The organism is Halobacteroides halobius DSM 5150 (assembly GCF_000328625.1).
GTDB lineage: Bacteria > Bacillota > Halanaerobiia > Halobacteroidales > Halobacteroidaceae > Halobacteroides > Halobacteroides halobius.
In genome coordinates this window covers 880,147-900,806 of sequence record NC_019978.1, presented here as the reverse complement: position 1 = coordinate 900,806, position 20,660 = coordinate 880,147, and the positions used below count along the sequence as shown (strand labels likewise).

General features: G+C 36.5%; 13 protein-coding genes, 3 tRNA genes and 3 rRNA genes. All 19 read right to left on the bottom strand.

What is annotated here, in order from left to right; translation table 11 throughout:
- Positions 1-10 precede the first annotated feature (10 nt).
- Positions 11-3,211: a carbamoyl-phosphate synthase large subunit gene (gene carB, locus HALHA_RS04510; RefSeq protein WP_015326603.1), complete on the bottom strand. Its 3,201-nt coding sequence runs from the start codon at positions 3,209-3,211 to the stop codon at positions 11-13.
- Between the two features lie 48 nt (positions 3,212-3,259).
- On the bottom strand, positions 3,260-4,333 hold the full coding sequence (carA, locus tag HALHA_RS04505) for a glutamine-hydrolyzing carbamoyl-phosphate synthase small subunit (protein WP_015326602.1): 1,074 nt from the start codon (positions 4,331-4,333) through the stop codon (positions 3,260-3,262).
- Positions 4,334-4,364: 31 nt separating this feature from the next.
- The gene (gene pyrF, locus HALHA_RS04500) at positions 4,365-5,282 is read right to left on the bottom strand and encodes an orotidine-5'-phosphate decarboxylase (protein ID WP_015326601.1); all 918 of its coding nucleotides are present in this window, start codon (positions 5,280-5,282) and stop codon (positions 4,365-4,367) included.
- A gap of 41 nt (positions 5,283-5,323) precedes the next feature.
- Complete coding sequence (locus tag HALHA_RS04495) at positions 5,324-6,604, bottom strand: dihydroorotase (RefSeq protein ID WP_015326600.1); 1,281 nt, start codon at positions 6,602-6,604, stop codon at positions 5,324-5,326.
- Positions 6,597-7,529: an aspartate carbamoyltransferase catalytic subunit gene (locus HALHA_RS04490; protein WP_015326599.1), complete on the bottom strand. Its 933-nt coding sequence runs from the start codon at positions 7,527-7,529 to the stop codon at positions 6,597-6,599. The genes HALHA_RS04495 and HALHA_RS04490 overlap by 8 nt, the downstream gene beginning before the upstream one ends.
- 302 nt (positions 7,530-7,831) lie before the next feature.
- A complete protein-coding gene (locus HALHA_RS04485; RefSeq protein ID WP_041607660.1) occupies positions 7,832-9,115 on the bottom strand; it encodes a sensor histidine kinase in 1,284 nt (427 codons plus the stop codon).
- A 316-nt stretch (positions 9,116-9,431) separates the two neighbouring features.
- Positions 9,432-10,727 carry a uracil-xanthine permease family protein gene (locus tag HALHA_RS04480; protein ID WP_015326597.1) on the bottom strand — a complete coding sequence of 432 codons (1,296 nt, stop codon included), beginning with the start codon at positions 10,725-10,727 and terminating at the stop codon, positions 9,432-9,434.
- A gap of 190 nt (positions 10,728-10,917) precedes the next feature.
- Complete coding sequence (gene pyrR, locus HALHA_RS04475) at positions 10,918-11,469, bottom strand: bifunctional pyr operon transcriptional regulator/uracil phosphoribosyltransferase PyrR (protein WP_015326596.1); 552 nt, start codon at positions 11,467-11,469, stop codon at positions 10,918-10,920.
- A 171-nt stretch (positions 11,470-11,640) separates the two neighbouring features.
- Positions 11,641-12,558: an RluA family pseudouridine synthase gene (locus tag HALHA_RS04470; protein WP_015326595.1), complete on the bottom strand. Its 918-nt coding sequence runs from the start codon at positions 12,556-12,558 to the stop codon at positions 11,641-11,643.
- Between the two features lie 14 nt (positions 12,559-12,572).
- Positions 12,573-13,010 (bottom strand): signal peptidase II, encoded by a 438-nt coding sequence (lspA, locus tag HALHA_RS04465; protein ID WP_041607658.1) that lies wholly within the window; start codon positions 13,008-13,010, stop codon positions 12,573-12,575.
- Positions 13,011-13,208: 198 nt separating this feature from the next.
- The gene (locus HALHA_RS04460; RefSeq protein ID WP_015326593.1) at positions 13,209-13,835 is read right to left on the bottom strand and encodes a TraR/DksA C4-type zinc finger protein; all 627 of its coding nucleotides are present in this window, start codon (positions 13,833-13,835) and stop codon (positions 13,209-13,211) included.
- A 145-nt stretch (positions 13,836-13,980) separates the two neighbouring features.
- Positions 13,981-14,056: transfer RNA gene (locus HALHA_RS04455), tRNA-Asn, on the bottom strand.
- Positions 14,057-14,074: 18 nt separating this feature from the next.
- A 5S ribosomal RNA gene (gene rrf / locus HALHA_RS04450) occupies positions 14,075-14,198 on the bottom strand.
- 90 nt (positions 14,199-14,288) lie between these two features.
- A 23S ribosomal RNA gene (locus tag HALHA_RS04445) occupies positions 14,289-17,245 on the bottom strand.
- 60 nt (positions 17,246-17,305) lie between these two features.
- A tRNA-Ala gene (locus HALHA_RS04440) sits at positions 17,306-17,381 on the bottom strand.
- Positions 17,382-17,391: 10 nt separating this feature from the next.
- Positions 17,392-17,468, bottom strand: a tRNA-Ile gene (locus HALHA_RS04435).
- Positions 17,469-17,536: 68 nt separating this feature from the next.
- A 16S ribosomal RNA gene (locus HALHA_RS04430) occupies positions 17,537-19,072 on the bottom strand.
- The 16S, 23S and 5S rRNA genes sit together here with 3 tRNA genes alongside, the layout of an rRNA operon.
- Before the next feature lie 295 nt (positions 19,073-19,367).
- Entirely contained in the window at positions 19,368-20,006 is a 639-nt protein-coding gene (locus HALHA_RS04425) for a uracil-DNA glycosylase (RefSeq protein WP_015326592.1), read from the bottom strand.
- A 19-nt stretch (positions 20,007-20,025) separates the two neighbouring features.
- Positions 20,026-20,592, bottom strand: coding sequence for a hypothetical protein (locus HALHA_RS04420; protein WP_015326591.1), 567 nt, complete (start codon positions 20,590-20,592; stop codon positions 20,026-20,028).
- Positions 20,593-20,660 lie beyond the last annotated feature (68 nt).

Sequence of the window (20,660 nt, the reverse complement as noted above, 5' to 3'; positions counted from 1 at the left end):
AATTACTTTTTTAAACGTAGTCCTGTAGAGCTTTAGCTGTAATTTTAACTCCTGATTTAATCTCTTGTAAGACATGTAAGATAGCTTCTGTTGTGTCAAGAGAAGTTAAACATGGAACTCCCATCTCTACAGCATTTCTACGAATCTGGAAACCATCTCTAGCTGGTACTTTACCTTTAGTCAAGGTATTAACTACTAAGTCAATTTGATCTTGTTTAATTAGCTCAATTACATTAGGGGAGCCCTCTTCAGATAACTTATTAACCTCTTTTACTTCTACCCCTGACTCTCTTAGAGCTTGAGCAGTACCTTTTGTAGCTATAATCTTAAATCCTAATTTAGCAAATTCCTTAATATAAGGAATGGCTTCTTGCTTATCTTTATCTGCGACTGTAGCTAATATAGTCCCCTCCTCTGGAATATCAATTCCAGCTCCTATAAATCCTTTATAAAGTGCCTTTTCATAGTCTTCATCTAATCCTAATACTTCACCAGTTGATTTCATTTCCGGTCCTAAATTGGTATCTACTTTCGTCAATTTAGAAAAAGAGAAGACTGGTACTTTAACTGCTACATGGTCTTGTTTGGGGACTAATCCAGTTGGATAATCCATCTTTGCTAACTTCTCTCCTAGCATTGCTTTCGTAGCTAACTTAACCATTGGAATTCCTGTTACCTTACTTAAATAAGGAATCGTTCTACTTGATCTAGGGTTAACTTCGATTACATAAACCTCATCTTCAAAGATAACACACTGAATATTAACCAACCCTTTAACATTCATTGCTCTTACTAATTTAGTAGTATATTCTTCTATCTTATTTTCTAATTCTTCTGTTAGTGTTTGGGCTGGATAGACTGCTATACTATCTCCTGAGTGAACCCCAGCTCTTTCTACATGCTCCATAATACCTGGAATAATTACATCTTCTCCATCAGATATAGCATCAACTTCAATTTCTTTTCCAATCATATACTTATCAATTAAAATTGGATGTTCTGGAGAAACTTTAACTGCCGTCTCCATATAATTTAACAGCTCATCTTGATTATAAACAACTTCCATTGCTCTACCACCTAGTACATAAGATGGTCTTACTAAGACTGGATATCCTATATCTTGGGCTATTTTCTTAGCTTCATCCATTGATGCTGCTACATCTCCAATAGGAGTGGCAATCTCTAGATCCTGTAGTAGATTAATAAATTTATCCCTATCTTCTGCTAAATCAATTGCTTCTACACTAGTTCCTAAGATATTGACTCCTGCCTCAGCTAGTGGTTTAGCTAGATTGATTGATGTTTGACCTCCAAATTGGAGAACAACTCCTTCTGGCTCTTCATGTTCTACAATATGCATTACATCTTCTTTAGTTAGTGGTTCAAAGTATAGTCTATCTGATGTATCAAAATCTGTACTTACGGTTTCAGGATTGTTATTAACAATTACTGATTCATAACCTAATTCATCTAAGGCCCAGACTGAGTGGACACTACAGTAATCAAACTCAATGCCCTGGCCGATTCTAATTGGCCCGGAACCTAAAACCATTACTTTATCCTGGTCAGTAGTCTTAGACTCATTAATCTGTTCATAGGAGGAATAATAATAAGGGGTCTCTGCTTCAAATTCAGCAGCACAGGTATCTACCATCTTATAAACTGGCTTAATTTCTTCTTCTCTTCGTAACTCTTTAATCTCTTCTTCTGACTTACTAGTTAATTGAGCAATCTCATGATCAGAAAAACCTAATTCCTTAGCTTCTGTTAATAATTCAGTAGTTATTTCTTCTGCTAATCTTTGTTCACAATCAATAATATTCTTGATCTTATATAAGAAGAAAGTAGTAATCTCTGTGATTTGATAAATATCCTCTACTGTATATCCGCGCCTCATTGCTTCGGCTATTACAAATAAGCGCTGATCAGTAGCATCTTTTAATTGTTTTTCAATCTCCTCATTGGAGAGCTCTTCTATATCTTGATGCTTAAATCCATAAGCACCAATCTCTAAAGAACGAACTGCTTTTAGCAGGGAAGTTTCTATTGTTCTATCTATAGACATTACTTCTCCAGTTGCTTTCATTTGAGTTCCTAATTCTCTATCTGCATAATGGAACTTATCAAAGGGCCAACGTGGAATCTTAGTCACTACATAATCTAGGGCAGGCTCAAAGCAGGCCTTAGTCCGTTGGGTAATAGCATTCTCAATCTCATCTAAAGTATAACCTAGCGCAATCTTAGCTGATACCTTAGCAATTGGATATCCTGTTGCTTTAGAAGCTAGGGCACTAGATCTACTAACTCGAGGGTTAACCTCAATCACATGATACTGGAAGGTATCTGGATCTAGAGCATACTGAACATTACAACCTCCTTCAATCCCTAAAGCTCTAATTATTTTCAGGGCTGAAGAACGTAGCATCTGATACTCTTTATCAGCTAATGTCTGACTAGGAGCAAAGACAATACTATCTCCCGTATGGACTCCTACTGGATCAAAGTTTTCCATATTACAGACAGTAATACAGTTATCATTACTATCACGCATTACTTCATACTCAATTTCTTTCCAACCTTTAATACTCTTTTCAATTAAGACTTGACCAATTAGACTATGCTTAAACCCTCTATTAGCTATTTCTTCTAGCTCATCTGGATTATTAGCTACACCTCCACCAGCTCCTCCCATTGTATAAGCCGGACGAACAATAACCGGATAACCGATATCATTAGCAATATGCTTAGCTTCAACTATATTCTCTGTAATCCGACTTGATAAAACTGGTTCATCAATTTCATCCATCAAAGCTTTAAAGGAATTTCTATCTTCTGCTTGCTGAATAGTAGCAATTGGTGTTCCTAGTAATTCAATTCCTAATTCATCTAAAATTCCTGCCTCAGCTAAGTCTGTCGCTAAGTTAAGTCCCGTCTGACCACCTAGTGTTGGTAATAAACCATCTGGTTTTTCTTGTTCTAAAATCTGTGATACCGACTCAACTGTTAAAGGTTCAATATAAACTCTATCAGCCATATTTTTATCAGTCATAATTGTAGCTGGATTGCTATTGACTAAGACAACTTCTAACCCTTCATCTCTTAGAGCTCGACAAGCTTGGCTTCCTGAATAATCAAACTCCGCTGCTTGTCCAATAATAATTGGCCCTGATCCAATAACCATTACTTTATCTAGATCTTTTCTTTGTGTCATATTTTAACCTCCCAATTTATTTATAATTTACAATTTAGAATTGATTTACTACATCAGTTCTATAAATTCATCGAATAGATAATGTGAATCTTCTGGCCCTGGTGATGCTTCTGGGTGATACTGAACAGAAAAAACTGGATATTCTTTGTGTTTAATTCCTTCTACAGTATTATCATTAATATTTATATGGGTTACTTCTAAATCTAAATCTGCTACTGAATCTGCCTTAATAGCAAACCCATGATTTTGAGACGTAATATAGACTCTCTTTGTAGCTAAATCTTTAACTGGGTGGTTGGCCCCGCGATGTCCAAATTTCAATTTATAAGTCTCTGCTCCACAAGCTAAACCAATAATCTGATGACCTAGACAGATTCCAAAGATAGGGACTTCTCCTAATAATTCTTTAACTGTTTCTACTACATAAAAGACATCTTGTGGATCTCCAGGCCCATTAGAGATCATAACTCCATCTGGATTATAAGATAAAATCTTTTCAGCTGAAGTAGTAGCTGGTACTACTATTACTTCACAACCTCGACCTACTAAAGAACGAACTATATTCTTTTTAGCGCCACAATCTACTAAAACAACTTGATACTCCTTATTTTCTTCTCCCTGATTATAAATTTCATCAGTTGTTACTTCACCTACTAAATCTCTACCAGATAATCCAGGTGCCTCTTTAGCTGCTGTAACTAACTTATTCTCAGCCTTATCTGTAACTGTAATAATTCCTTTCATTGTTCCTTCTGTTCTTAATTTTTTTGTTAAAGCTCTAGTATCTACCCCCGAAATAGCTACAATACCATGCTCTTTCAAATAATTAGCTAATTTTTCTTGATAACGCCAGTTACTAGGTTCCTGACAAAACTCTTTTACAATAAATCCATTCACATGTGAAGTATAAGATTCAATATCCTCTTCATTAGTTCCGTAGTTTCCAATTAAAGGATAGGTCATAGTCACTATTTCACCTTTATAAGAAGCATCAGTTAAAATTTCCTGATAGCCAGTCATTGAAGTATTAAAAACAATTTCACCACTAGTCTCTCTTGCTGCGCCAAAGCTCTGTCCTGTAAAGATTGTTCCATCTTCTAAGACTAATTTTGCTTGTTGCATTTTTTTCCCTCCCAATTTTTTAGTTTATAGTTTACTCCCATGTTAATTTATTAACTTCTTGTAAAGCAGTATTTATATCTTCTTTCATATCTAAAACTGCTTTTTTAGCTGCTTGTTGATAATCATTACTACAGTCTTCCTGTTGATAAGCAAAAATAATCCCTCGTGATGAATTGACTACTGCTCCTAGACCATCCTGATTAAAACAGGGTACTACATCTTTGGCCCCTCCACCTTGGGCACCATAACCTGGTACTAAGAAGTAATTATGCTTCATTATTTTTCTTAATTTTCTAGCCTCTTGTGGATAAGTAGCCCCTATAACTGCTCCTACTGAACTATATCCTTTATCGCCTATACTATCCATTCCCCAATCTTCTACTAGACGGGCCAATTTCTCGTAAACTCTATCTCCATCTTTTAATTCTAGATCCTGTAACTCTCCAGCAGAAGGATTAGATGTCTTAACTAAAATAAAGACCCCTTTATCATTAGCTTGACAATGTGTTATAAAAGGCTTGATTCCATCTGAACCAAGATAGGGAGTAACAGTTAAAGAATCTGACTTACTTGAACTTCCTAAATAGCTATCTGCATAAGCCTTTGCAGTAGAACCAATATCATTTCGCTTAGCATCAGTAATTACTAATAATCCCTGTTTTTTAGCATAAGCTACTGTTTTTTCAAAAGCTTTAATTCCTTGGTAGCCATACTTTTCATAAAAAGCCATCTGAGGCTTAATAATTGCTACATCATCTTTTACAGCATCAATAATCCCTTGATTAAAGGTTAAAAAAGCATCAACTACAGCTTCTTTAGTCTCTCCATATTTTTTAATTGCTTCTTCTCTTATTTTATCTGGAATTCGATCAAGTCTAGGGTCTAATCCGACACAGACATGGCTCTTTTTTTCTTTTACCTTTGCTATTAATCTATCTGTAAAATTCATTTTTTCACCCCATTTAATTAATTACTGTAAATTGTACACTATCAATTAATTGAATAAACTACTTCCCCATCCACTATTGTCATTACTGTCTTCCCCTGTAATTTATAACCCGCAAATGGTGTATTTTGGCCCTTAGAAAGAAATTTAGTTGGGTTTACCTGCCACTGGTCTTCTAAATCAATTACTGTTAAGTCTGCCACTTCTCCAACTTCTAGCCGTCCTTTATTTAAACCTAAAATTTGAGCAGGTTGAATAGTTACCTTAGCTATAGCTTCTTCTAAACTTAAGACCCCTGGCTTAACTAATTCAGTTAAAACTAAACCTAAAGCTGTCTCTAACCCTGAAATCCCAAAAGGAGCATAGTCATATTCTACATCCTTCTCTTCTATAGCATGAGGAGCATGGTCTGTTGCTATTACATCAATAGTTCCATCTTGTAAACCCTCCTTGATTGCCTCTACATCTTCTTGACTTCTTAACGGAGGATTTACTTTAGTGGCTGTAGCAAAAGAAGTAATCTCAGCATCAGTCAAAGTAAAGTGATGGGGTGTCACTTCACAAGTTACTTTCACTCCTCTCTCTTTAGCCTGTCTAACTAGCTTAACAGAACCTTTGGTACTAATATGAGCAATATGTACTTTACTATTTGTTTCTTTAGCTAAATATATATCTCGGGCTACCATTACATCTTCTGCAGAAGCAGGAATCGGATTTAAACCTGTAATTGTAGAATAGTAACCTTCGTGAACCACTCCCTCTCCAGCTAAATTATCATCTTCACAGTGAGAAATAACTGGTAAGTTAAAATCTTTAGCATACTTAAGGGCCAATCTCATTACCTCAGCATTCATAATTGAATTTCCATCATCAGAAATTCCAACGACTCCTGCTTGCTTCATTCTACCAATCTCAGCTAACTCTGTTCCTTTACTCTCCTTAGTAATTGCACCTAGTTGACAAACATTAACTACTCCTTCTTTCTTGGCTGTCGCTAGAACTGACTTAACCAATGATTCTTTATCAATTACTGGATTAGTATTAGGCATTGCTGCTACAGTAGTAAAGCCACCTTTAGCAGCTGCTTTAGTTCCAGTTTTAATTGTCTCTTTATATTCAAAGCCAGGTTCTCTTAAGTGTACATGCATATCAACTAAACCAGGAGTAATTATCTTTCCTGCTATATCAATTACTTGAGCAGTTTCAGACTTTAAATTACTACCTAATTTTACTATTTTATTATCTTCTATTAAAATATCTTCTTTCTTTTTGGTCTGCTTCACTGGATTAATCACTACCCCATTTTTTAATAGTAACTTACTCATCTTCTAACCCTCCTTCTATTAATAAGTATAATAATGCCATTCGAATAGCTACTCCATTAGATACTTGATCTTCAATTACTGATTGATTACTGTAAGCTAATTCTCTAGAAATCTCAATCCCCCTATTAATTGGCCCCGGATGCATAATCAAAGCATCTTTTGTAGCTAACTTCAAAGCTTCTTTTCTTAAACCATAAAATCGAGTATATTCTTTAATTGTAGGAAAGAAGCCTTTATCTTGACGTTCCTGCTGAATTCTCAATAGATAAATCACATCTACATCCTTAATTCCTTCCTCTAAACTAGTATAAACTTTAGCTCCCATTTGTTCTATATTAGCCGGCATTAAAGTAGTTGGCCCTACTAACCTTACCTCTGCCCCTAACTTATTTAAGCCCCAAATGTTTGAGCGAGCTACCCGACTATGTTTAATATCACCAATAATTGCTACTTTTTTATCTGCTATTTCTTCTCTTTTCTTTTGTATAGTGTATAAATCCAATAAAGCCTGTGTTGGATGTTCATGCATCCCATCTCCAGCATTTAAGACTGGGATTTCAACTGTCTCCGCCAGTAATTTAGCAGCCCCAGGTACACCATGTCTAATCACCACTCCATCGGCTCCTAAAGCTCTTAAAGTCTTAGCAGTATCTACTAAGCTCTCTCCTTTTACTACACTACTTTGTTTGATAGATAAGTTCATACCATCTGCACTTAATCTTTTAGCTGCTAATCCAAAAGATGATTTCGTTCTAGTACTTGGTTCATAAAAAAGATTAACTACTAGCTTACCCCTTAATGTTGGTACTTTTTTTATTGATCTATTTAATACTTCTGTCATTGACTGGGCTGTCTCTAAAATCAACTCAATTTCTTCTTTAGTTAGATCTTGCAATCCTAATAAATCTTTTTTTATTAGCCCCATTATATTCCCCCCTCATTCTTTCATCAATTAGTTTAAACCTAACCCCATCTAAAAATTCCTCCTCCAAGTTAATCCTACAAAAAAATAAGACTTCCCCTGCCAGCAACGACTGACAAGGGAAGTCATAATTTATATAGTAAGCTCTAGATATACTAAGAGCTAAAAATATTCATTATTAAACTACGCTACCCTTGTTAGCCTCTCTGGACTAATTTAAAGGATTCTATTTTTAGTAAACAATACTTCTTTTCTAACCTCACAGGGTTATCTTAAAAGAAGTTTCTTAGCTTAGACTAAGATTATCATACTGAAATACTACTGTCAATATTTTTTTCACTTTTAGGAAACCAACAAATAAATTCTGTACCAAATTCTTCTTTACTTTTTACACTAATTGACCCTCCATAATCCTCTATTGTACTTTTTATAATATGTAACCCAAAGCCACTTCCTTTATCTTTAGTTGTATAACCTGGGGTGAAAATATCCTCTTTAATTTCATTAGGAATTATTGGCCCATTATTAAAGACTTTTAAAATAACATTATTTCTTTTAGTAAATAATTCCACCTGCACTTTACGATTCTCTTTTCGTTCTCTAACAGCATCAAAAGCATTATCTATTAAATTAAATAATATTTTAATAAATTTATTATACGGAATAGCAATCTTGTCTGTTTGATATTTTATTTCAGTCTCCAATTGTATATCATTTTCCGTTGCTATTTTTTCTTTGCACAATAAAACCGGTGCTAATCTATTATCATAACTTTTAGTTCCTACTGTTTCACTTAAATCTAAATGTGTATTTTTAATATATTCTCTAGCTTGCTTAAGCTTATTTAACTGGAGCATAGTATAAATTGTCTGCAATTCATTCTTAAAGTCATGCCTTTGAGATCTTAACTCTTTAATCATCCGTTGTTGGTAATTTAATTTAGCATTTTTAATCTTAACTTCTTTTTGAGCTAAAATCCCACTAGTTACTTCTTCACCAAATATATGTCGAAAAAAGTAAACAAAAGCAACTAACTTAAAGATATGAGCTACAAAATAACCAGTACCAAAAATATTTGCCTTAAATAATAAAATTAATTCATTACATAAAGTAAAGATAAATCCTTTTAACAATAAATCTGTATGTTTCTTATTATTTTTATAGTCAGCTAAATAATAAATAATATTTGCTAATAATCCTATTAATAAAACTGCTCTTATAACTATAATTATTCCTGCAAATTCAATCCATAATTTAAATACTAAAATTAATGATCCTATAGAATAAAAAATAGTTGTTAAAATTAAAATATAAAAAGAGTACCTAGACTTTCTATCTTCACTAATCCACCAACTAATTAATATAGCAACTATCACTAACAAACGAGAACTTAAAGCAAACAAATGAGAAATAGAATAGTATGCTAGATGAAACCTTTTAAACACCAGTATTGCATGGCCTAAATTTACTAAACCAGCAAATAAAAAATTGGTTGCTACAAACAAATTTTTTAAGTTATTATTAACACTATAAGTGTAAAACAAAACTAAAAATACATTGAAACAAATAAAAACTATCCCCATTTCCATTATAAATTCTATAATGTATGGCATATTGATCCCAGATGATAAATTAATCAGTGAAAAGTTAATCACATTTGAAAAAAAGTTTTGCTCTACACCAAAACTAATTAATTTTCCTAAAAATATACATACCAATAATTCTAAAATTAAAACTGAAACTAACTTCTCTCTAAAAAAACTATTTTGAGTCCCAATAAATTCACCTCCAATAATACTTATCTAATTACTAATATTTAGATAAACTTGTAAAAAGTCCTGCAAAAAAAATAAAGCTTCTTGTCAATAAAAGTTGACAAGAAGCTTTTATTTACTTCTCCACAAATTATTTTTGCTTAGGTAACAACATATTTAAGACAATCCCTACCATCGCAGCTAAGCCCATTCCTTTAAACTTTAAGATATCAATAGCTTTAGCTGCTTTACCAATTATTTCTATTTTATTTAATTGTAAAAGATCAATTATTTGAACAAAATCTATAGTTAGTGGGATACCACTAATCCCTACTACTAAAATGGTAGATACAATTACTAAGTTTCGATTTACACTTAAATCTACATCATTTTCTATCAATGTCCGCAAGCCAATTGAAGAGATCATTCCAAATAATAAAATAACAATTCCACCCATTACTGCTTGTGGTATAGTCTGAATTAATGCTCCTATCTTTTCAATAAAACTAATTCCTAATACAATTAGTGCTGCTAATTCTACAATTATAGGATTATGAACTCCAGTCAAAGCTAAAACTCCTATATTTTCACCATAAGTTGTATTCGGAGGTCCTCCTAACATAGAAGCAAAAGCAGTTGCTACTCCATCCCCCAGCAATGTTCTATGCAAACCAGGTTCATCAATAAACTCTTCATCTACTGTATTAGATAAAGCTAATACATCCCCTAAATGCTCTACCATAGTTACAATCGCTATTGGAGCAATTAGAGTAATCGCTGAAATTCCATCTCCTAAAGAGCTTAAAGCAAAAATTGACGTAAAATCAGGAATTGCAAACCAACTTGCTTCAGTAAGAGCTGAAGTATCTACGATACCATTAACTAAGGCAAATAGATAGCCACTAATAATTCCTATTAAGATGGGAATTACCTTTACAATTCCTCGTCCTAATACACTAACCATAATAGTTACTATTAAAGTAAAGATAGCAGTAGGTAAATGCTTCATAGCCATACTTTTCGCAGTAGGGGCCAAGCCCAAACCAATCGTCACAATGACTGGACCAACAACTACTGGTGGTAAATAATCATCTATAAAATCAGTTCCTATCTTTTTAATTACTACAGCTGCACTAACATATATTAAACCTGCCACAAAACATCCTAATAACGCTGCTGGTAGCCCATAACTTTCTTTAGCAGCAATAATTGGCCCAATAAAAGCAAATGAAGAACCTAAATAAGCCGGAACTTGTCCTTTAGTAATAAAGTGAAAAATTAGAGTTCCTACTCCCGAACTAAAAAGAGCTACTGCTGGATTTAATCCTGTTAAACTTGGAACTAATACAGTAGCTCCAAACATAGCAAATAAATGTTGAATAGCTAAAATCATTAATCGATTAAATGGTAGATGGCTTTCTTCTATTTTTGTTTTTAATTTCATCATTGGTATCTCTCCTTTATTATTTATTAAATAATTAGTTTATAAACAAAAAACCTCCTTAGCCTAATTAGGCTAAGGAGGTAGTAATTGACTACTTAAATAATTTATAAAATCAACAAGTTTATTTACTAAAGTAGTTTACTCCCCTTCTTAGCCTCACAGGACTAATTTAAAAGGGACTTCTATTTTATTTTTAATCACAATATTCTTTTAAAATAACCGCATCAGATCCATCAGTTTCTTTTAAGTTAACATCAATAACCTCTTGGTGAGACGTAGGAAGATTCTTACCAACAAAATCTGCTCTAATTGGTAACTCTCGGTGACCACGATCAATTAAAATAGCTAATTGTATATTCTGAGGACGTCCTAAATCCATTAAAGCATCCAAAGCTGAACGAACTGTTCGGCCTGTATATAAGACATCATCTACTAATATAACCTTTTTTCCTGTAATATCAAAAGGAATCTCTGTTTTGTGAACAATTGGCTGATTGGCTACTGTAGTTAAGTCATCACGATAGAGTGTAATATCTAAGCTACCCGCTAATACCTCTTCGCCTTCTATATCTGCTAATTTATTAGAGATTCTATTAGCTAAGGGAACTCCTCTCGTCCTAATTCCAATTACAACTATATCCTCTAACCCTTCATTCTTTTCAATAATTTCATGTGAAATCCGGGTTAAGGCTCTTCTAATGCCATCTGCGTCAATTAATTCTTTCTTTTCTTTTAATTCTTCCACCAGTAATCCTCCTTTAAAAAGAAAATCTTCTCACTGAAGCCAGCAAGAAGGAGGGCAAAGTTATGTTTATTATCAATAACTCCCCTTCTTAGTCTCACTGGACTAATTTAAAAGGATAATCTTTATTTACTATTCGCAGTTTATCAGATAATACTTCTAATTGTCAAGCTATTATTCTAAATTATCTAGTACTTGTTTCATATCATCTAGTAAAGGTGCATCAAATTCCATCCAGTCTCCTGTCCGAGGATGATACAAACCTAATTTACGAGCGTGTAACATTTGTCTAGAAACATCCAACTTAGTTTTAGTTAGCTTGGGCCCGTATAATTCATCTCCTACTATAGAATGGCCCATATAATCCATATGTAATCTAATCTGATGGGTTCGTCCGGTTTCTAACTTTACTTCAACTAAAGTATAATCGCTATATCTCTTCTTTACTTCAAAATAAGAGATAGCTTTTTTACTATTTTTACTGGTAACAGCCATCTTTTTACGATCATATGGATCTCTTCCAATAGCCGCATCAACTTGGCCCTTATTATACCTTACTCTACCGTAAACTAAAGTTGTATATATCTTTTTAGTTTCTCTTTCTTTAAATTGACGAGCTAACTCTATATGAGCTTCATCATTTTTAGCTACTACCATTGCTCCGGAAGTATCTTTATCTAATCGATGAACAATACCAGGTCTAATTACCCCATTAATTCCTGATAAATTATCGCAATGATACAATAAAGCATTTACTAAAGTTCCACTTTCGTGGCCTGGAGCAGGATGAACTACTAAATCTGGTTGCTTATTAATTACAATTATATCATTATCATCATAGAGTATATTTAATGGTATATCTTGAGGCTCTAAATCCAATTCTTTAGGCTCAGGAATTATTAACTTAACATTATCCCCCGCAACTAACTCATAACTTTTCTTAATCCTTTGACCATTAACTACTACTTGGTTAGATTTAATTAATTTTTGAATATAATTACGGGATAAATCATCATTTTTATTAGCTAGAAATTTATCTATTCGTTGTTCATTATCTTTATCAGATATTCTAAATTCTTTTTCTTCTTCCATCTTATCACTCCTAATTAATCAACATCAATTACTAACATCCAATAACTAAAAATAGATACTCCTACTACAATAGCCGAATCAGCTATATTAAATACCGGCCAAATTCTAAAATCTAAAAAATCAATTACATAACCTACTCTTACTCTATCAATTAAATTACCAATTGTACCTCCTAATGCCAAACCTAAAGCAAAACGATTCCAAAAATTATCTAATGGCAATTCATGATAAAAATAAATTAATAATCCAATCACTACTATACTTATTACAATAAAGAATGTAACTTGATTCTGTAAAATTCCAAAAGCTGCACCTCTATTCTGAACATAAGTCAAATGAAATACATCTTTTATAATTGGAATTGACTGGTATAAAGTAAAGTTTTTAACTACTAGATATTTAGTTAATTGATCTAATACTAAAGTAACCAAAAAAGCAATTAATATAACCATCTTTTCAACCCCATCCACTATAATATTATAAATAAATCAATCAAACCAACTCATATTTTAGCATAAATAACATCAAAAAACAAGAGACAGAAACCATTAGTCATTAGTCTCTAGAGGTAACACTCCACCAGATTGGATTGATTTGTATATAAAAATAACCTTTTCTGATAAAAATCAGAAAAGGTTATTTTTTATCTCTTATTCTTCCATTTTTTCTTCATAAATTTCTTGATACGATCTTTCATCAGCATCAATATAACTATCTAAAGAACCATGAGCTCCTGGAACATCTGATGGAGTATTAGAAGTCCCCACAGAAGCTAATGATTGCCAAGTATCCTCACCATCAAAAACTATATTTTCACTATCATCTGTTATTCTAAAATGTCCACCTGTATCAAAGTAATCATTAACTATACCTTCCTCAAGAGGTCTATCACTTATTTCTTCATGTTCTTCTAATTTACTTTTACAATCAACACAAATAGTAGTATAAGGCATAGCTTCTAATCTCTCAGAATTAATTTCCTTTTCACAATAATCACACAAACCATAATGACCACTTTCTACCTTCTCTAAAGCATCATCAATCATTATTAATATACTCTTAGCATTATCTTTTAATCCTATATCTTTTCCTCTTTCAAAAGTAGTACTACCTACATCAGCAGGATGATTATCATATTTAGAGAGCTCACCAGTTGAATAACGTTGATTATGCTTCAGTCCCTCATAACCATCTTCATTAAAACCTTCTATCTGGTTTAGAATTCTCTCTTTTTCTTTTAAAAGCCTCTGTTGATAATAATTTAAGTCTGATCTCATTAATTATCACTTCCTAATTAATAAAAGTAATATTTTTTCTTCTAATTTTAATTTCTCCTTAAAACTAACTATTATACAGGTAATTAAAAGTAATATATTAACTTCTATAATTAAAAAGTTATATAAAAAACTACAAAAAATAAATTGGCTCCCCGAGTAGGACTTGAACCTACGACAAAGTGGTTAACAGCCACTCGCTCTACCAACTGAGCTATCGGGGAACGGTATTATATAATTAATTCTGGCAGCGACCTACTCTCCCATAAGGCTGCCCCTATAGTACCATCGGCGCTGGAGGACTTAACTGCTGTGTTCGAGATGGTCCTTCGAACCGGCACATCCTGTGCCACTTAGGACACTAGAACATCCGTGTTCGTCGGGAACAGGTGTTACCCCTCCGCAATCACCACCAGAATATTTTATTACACTTTCAAAACTGCACAATAGTCATTCTAGATTAAACCCTCGCTCTATTAGTACCAGTCAGCTTAATGTGTTACCACACTTACACCTCTGGCCTATCTACCTGATAGTCTATCAGGGATCTTACTGGATTATTCCATGGGATATCTAATCTTGAGATCTGCTTCACGCTTAGATGCTTTCAGCGCTTATCAGTTCCGTACTTAGCTACTCAACAATGCCAATGGTTGACAATTGATCCACCAGCGGTACGTCCATCCCGGTCCTCTCGTACTAGGGATAGTTTCTCTCAAATATCCTGCGCCCACGACGGATAGGGACCGAACTGTCTCACGACGTTCTGAACCCAGCTCGCGTGCCGCTTTAATGGGCGAACAGCCCAACCCTTGGAACCTGCTCCAGCTCCAGGATGCGACGAGCCGACATCGAGGTGCCAAACCTCCCCGTCGATGTGAACTCTTGGGGGAGATAAGCCTGTTATCCCCGGGGTAACTTTTATCCGTTGCGCGATGGCAATTCCATTCTTAGCCATCGGATCACTAAGCCCTACTTTCGTACCTGCTCGACCTGTATGTCTTGCAGTCAAGCTCCCTTATGCCTTTACACTCTACGTGTGATTTCCGACCACACTGAGGGAACCTTTGGGCGACTCCGTTACTCTTTAGGAGTCGACCGCCCCAGTCAAACTGCCCGTCTGAAACTGTCCCAGCACTAGATTATAGCGCTTGGTTAGAATCACGGCACAATAAGAGTGGTATCCCAATGATGGCTCCATCGACACTAGCGTGCCGATTTCAAAGCCTCCCACTTATACTGTACATAGTGTACCAAAATTCAATATCAGACTGCAGTAAAGCTCCACGGGGTCTTTCCGTCCAGTCGCGGGTAGTCTGCATCTTCACAGACACTTCAATTTCACCGAGTCCTTCGTCGAGACAGTGCTTAGGTCGTTTCGCCATTCGTGCAGGTCGGAACTTACCCGACAAGGAATTTCGCTACCTTAGGACCGTTATAGTTACGGCCGCCGTTCACTGGGGCTTAAGTTCGATGCTTTAGAACAAAGTTCCTAACATCTCCCCGTGACCTTCCAGCACCGGGCAGGCGTCAGCCCCTATACTTCGACTTGCGTCTTAGCAGAGACCTGTGTTTTTGGTAAACAGTCGCCTAAGCTTCTTTGTTGCAACCTCTTTGCGCATAACGCTAATGAGGTACCCCTTCTCCCTAAGTTACGGGGCTAATTTGCCGAGTTCCTTGACGAAGGTTCTCTCGCGCGCCTTAGAATTCTCATCTAGTCCACCTGTGTCAGTTTACGGTACGGGTACCTACTAACTTGTTAGAGGTTTTTCTTGGCAGTGGAGAATCAATTACTTCGTTTCCGTAGAAACTCCTGATCACACCTTAGAGTTAATGATGATCCGGATTTACCTAAATCATCCTCCTTGATGCTTCAACCTGATATACCGTTCTCAGGCAAACCTATCTTCCTGCGTCACCTCTTCACTCAAATGCTAATAGGTAGTGTCGGATTTTTAACCGACTATCCATCACCTACGCCTTTCGGCCTTGGCTTAGGACCCGACTTACCCTGAGCGGACGAGCCTTGCTCAGGAAACCCTGGACTTTCGGCGAATAGGATTCTCACCTATTTCTCGTTACTCATACCGGCATTATCGCTTCTATACAGTCCATAGCTCCTTTCGGTACTACTTCTTCCCGTATAGAATGCTCCCCTACCATTGGATTAACCAATCCGCAGTTTCGGTGGTAAACTTAAGCCCCGTATATTTTTGGCGCAAGACCACTCGACCAGTGAGCTATTACGCACTCTTTAAATGAATGGCTGCTTCTAAGCCAACATCCTGGTTGTCTAGGCAGTCTCACTTCCTTTGCCACTTAGTTTACACTTTGGGACCTTAACTGGCGGTCTGGGTTGTTTCCCTCTCGACTATGAAGCTTATCCCACATAGTCTGACTCTTAAGTTCTCTATATCAGCCTTCGGAGTTTGACTGGATTCGGTAGCTTGGGTAAGCCCCTAGTCCAATCAGTGCTCTACAGCCAATATAGCAATCTTAAGGCTAGCCCTAAAGCTATTTCGGGGAGAACCAGCTATCTCCGAGTTCGATTGGCCTTTCACCCCTATCCACAGCTCATCCCATGACTTTTCAACGTCAATGCGGTTTGGACCTCCACATGCTATTACACATGCTTCATCCTGGCCATGGATAGATCACTCGGTTTCGGGTCTATGCTAAGCGACTTACGCCCTCTTCAGACTCGCTTTCGCTTCGGCTTCACCTTTTTGGCTTAACCTGTGCCACTTAACATAACTCGCCGGTTCGTTAAGCAAAAAGCACGCCATCAGGCACATACGCCCTCTGACCGCTTGTAAGCATATGGTTTCAAGGTCTATTTCACTCCCCTCCCGGGGTTCTTTTCATCTTTCCCTCACGGTACTGGTTCACTATCGGTCGCTAGTTAGTATTTAGCCTTAGGAGATGGTCCTCCTTGCTTCCCACGAGGTTCCACGTGACTCATGGTACTCAGGTGCTATTTAGATCCTTTTTAGTTTTCATCTACTGGACTATTACCATCTGTGGTGTAGCTTCCCAACTACTTCAATTAACTAAAAGATATCTATGATACTTTTATGGTAGTATCATAATAGACCTACTACCCTGTAATAGCAATGCCCATAAGCTTATACACTATTACAGTTTGGACTCTTCCCCTTTCGCTCGCCGCTACTTAGGGAATCGATTTTCTTTCTTTTCCTAGGGTTACTAAGATGTTTCAGTTCGCCCCGTTACCCTCTTAGAGTTATTCTAGTTAGCTCTAAGATAACATGGGTTACCATGTTAAGTGCTCTCATTAGGAAATCCCTGGATTATCACTTGTTTGCAGCTTACCAAGGCTTATCGCAGCTTGCCACGTCCGTCTTCGGCTTCTAGCGCCTAGATATCCACCATACGCCCTTACTAGTTTAATCTAGATTAATCGCTATTGTGCAGTTTTCAAGGTGCAATTAAGAAGTACAACCTTCTTAAATTGGTGGAGATAGTCGGGCTCGAACCGACGACCTCCGCCTTGCAAGGGCGGCGCTCTCCCAACTGAGCTATATCCCCATAATTAACTTGGTGGGTCTAAGTGGATTTGAACCACTGACCTCACGCTTATCAGGCGTGCGCTCTGACCAACTGAGCTATAGACCCTTAAAGACTCTTTAGTCTCTCAAAACTAAACAATGTAGGATTGACTATCTTCGTGTTTAACTCCTTAGAAAGGAGGTGATCCAGCCGCACCTTCCGGTACGGCTACCTTGTTACGACTTCACCCCCCTTATCGGGCACACCTTCGGCACTTCCTTCTAAAAGTTAGGTCAGTGACTTCTGGTGCCCCCAACTCGGGTGGTGTGACGGGCGGTGTGTACAAGGCCCGAGAACGGATTCACCGTGGCATTCTGATCCACGATTACTAGCGACTCCAGCTTCATGCAGATGAGTTGCAATCTGCAATCCGAACTGAGGTCTACTTTTGGGGATTTGCTCCACCTTGCGGCTTCGCTCCCCTCTGTATAAACCATTGTAGCACGTGTGTAGCCCAGAACATAAGGGGCATGATGACTTGACGTCATCCCCACCTTCCTCCGCGTTGCTCCCGCGGCAGTCTTCTTAGAGTCCCCATCACTACATGCTGGCAACTAAGAATAGGGGTTACGCTCGTTGCGGGACTTAACCCAACATCTCACGACACGAGCTGACGACAGCCATGCACCACCTGTCATCTGTGTTCCAAAAGGAAAAGTTCTTGTTAAAGAACGATCACAGGGATGTCAAGTTCTGGTAAGGTTCTTCGCGTTGCTTCGAATTAAACCACATGCTCCGCCGCTTGTGCGGGCCCCCGTCAATTCCTTTGAGTTTCAACCTTGCGGTCGTAATCCCCAGGCGGGATACTTAAAGCGTTAACTACGGCACCGAAGGAGTTGAACCTCCAACACCTAGTATCCAGCGTTTACAGCTAGGACTACCGGGGTATCTAATCCCGTTTGATACCCTAGCTTTCGTACCTCAGCGTCAGAGTCAAGCCAGAAGACTGCTTTCGCCATTGGTATTCTTCCTGATATCTACGTATTTCACCACTACACCAGGAATTCCATCTTCCTCTCTTGCTCTCAAGTCTAACAGTTTCAAAGGCACTTCATTGGTTAAGCCAATGGATTTCACCTCTGACTTGCTAGACCGCCTGCGTACCCTTTACGCCCAGTAATTCCGGACAACGCTAGCCCCTTACGTGTTACCGCGGCTGCTGGCACGTAATTAGCCGGGGCTTCCTTTAAAGGTACCGTCAATTCTAGCAGTTATTCACTACTAAAGTGTTCTTCCCTAAAGACAGAGCTTTACGACCCTAAGGCCTTCATCACTCACGCGGCGTTGCTCCGTCAGGCTTTCGCCCATTGCGGAAGATTCCCCACTGCAGCCTCCCGTAGGAGTCTGGGCCGTGTCTCAGTCCCAGTGTGGCCGATCACCCTCTCAGGTCGGCTACCCATCGTTGCCTTGGTGAGCTGTTATCTCACCAACTAGCTAATGGGACGCAAGCTCATCTTTAAGCAATAGTAATACCATCTTTCCTCCAAAGGAGTATATCTGGTATTAGCCCCTCTTTCGAAGAGTTATCCCAGACTTAAAGGTAGATACTTACGCGTTACTCACCCGTTCGCTGCTTTACTTGTTACCCGAAGGTAACTTTCTCGCACAACTTGCATGTGTTAAGCACGCCGCCAGCGTTCGTCCTGAGCCAGGATCAAACTCTCCGAATAAAGGATAAGAGTTTGAAACTGACTTAGATAGTCAAAACTCTACATTGTTTAGTTTTCAAAGACCAAATGTCTCTTGTCTTTTTAAGCGACATTTACTATATTAACAAATTAGTTTATCACTGTCAAGACTTTTTCTGTTTTTTTCTTGCTTGTCCAAAGAAAGTGATTTCTCCTTTCAAGCGACGTTTACTATATTAACATCTGCATTAACTATTGTCAAGAACTTTCTGATTTATATCTTAATAATAAATTTCAATAGATAGTTTATCATTTAATAGAAATCTTATACACTTTTTTAAACTTTTTTTCCTTCAGCCTTTAATTTCAAATATTTATTATAAGCTTTTTTTATTTTCAAAAAGTCCTTCCAGGTAGGTTCCTTTTTATTCTTATCATGTAATAATGCTGCTGGATGAAAAGTAGGTAAAAAATATTTCCCTTCTTTTTCTACCCAAATACCCCTTCTTCTAGTAATACTACCATTAGGATTTAACAGTCCTCTAAGAGCAGTCGAACCTAAAGGAACAATAAGCTTGGGATTAACAAATCTTATTTCCTGGGCCAAAATCCATAAACAACTCTTCATTTCCTCTATAGTCGGCTTTCTATTTCCAGGAGGACGACATTTAATAATATTACTAATATATATTTTATCTCTTCTTATTTCAGCAGCCTCCAATATTTTATTTAATAACTGACCTGCCTGTCCCACAAAAGGAATTCCTCTTTTATCCTCAGTCTTTCCAGGGCCTTCTCCAACAAGCATCAACTCAGCCTTTTTATTTCCAGATCCAAAAACAACCTTCTTACAATTAGTTCTCAGCTGACATCGTTTACATTCTTTTGCTACATCTTTAAGTTCATCAATTGATCTAAGTCCCTTTTTAGATTGCTTAGTAAACAACTGTAACTGAGATTGTGAAGAAAATAACATTTAGAACCTCCTATAAAGCCTAATAAATCAAACTAGCCATTAAATTATTTAAATTAAACATATTAATATCAAAATCAGTAGCCAATCCATCATCTTCACTACTATTAGACTCTTTATTAGCAGCTATACAGTCTAATTTATCATATAATTTGCTAAATTCTTCATTGTCATCTAATAACCTTTGTTCATAAAATTGTCTTCCTAACCTAAGCAAAAAGTTTACATTCTCTTGGTTTAATTGGGATAACTTTTTTTCCTTTCGAACTAAAGATTTATTTAACCTTTTCTTTCTTTTAATTATTTCTTCTCTCATTTCTGAATCATATGGCAATTCCTCTAATTTTTCATTTGATTCAGTAATACCTTCTTCTAAGCCAGAAATCCTATTTTGCAGTTGAGTGCAAATCTGTAGATTATTAACTAATAAAGTTAATTGGCGTTTTAATTCAGGACTTAATTGATCATTATACTTTAGAATAACCTGCGCATAATTTTCAATTATTAAACATCCCACAGAAATAAATAAATTTTTCATATTTCCATCACTACCCTTAGATTTGTGATATTCATTTACTACTGCTAACACATATACCAACTCCTAATAAATTCAATTATGGATAACTCCATACCCAAAAAACCAGATATAAAAAGGTT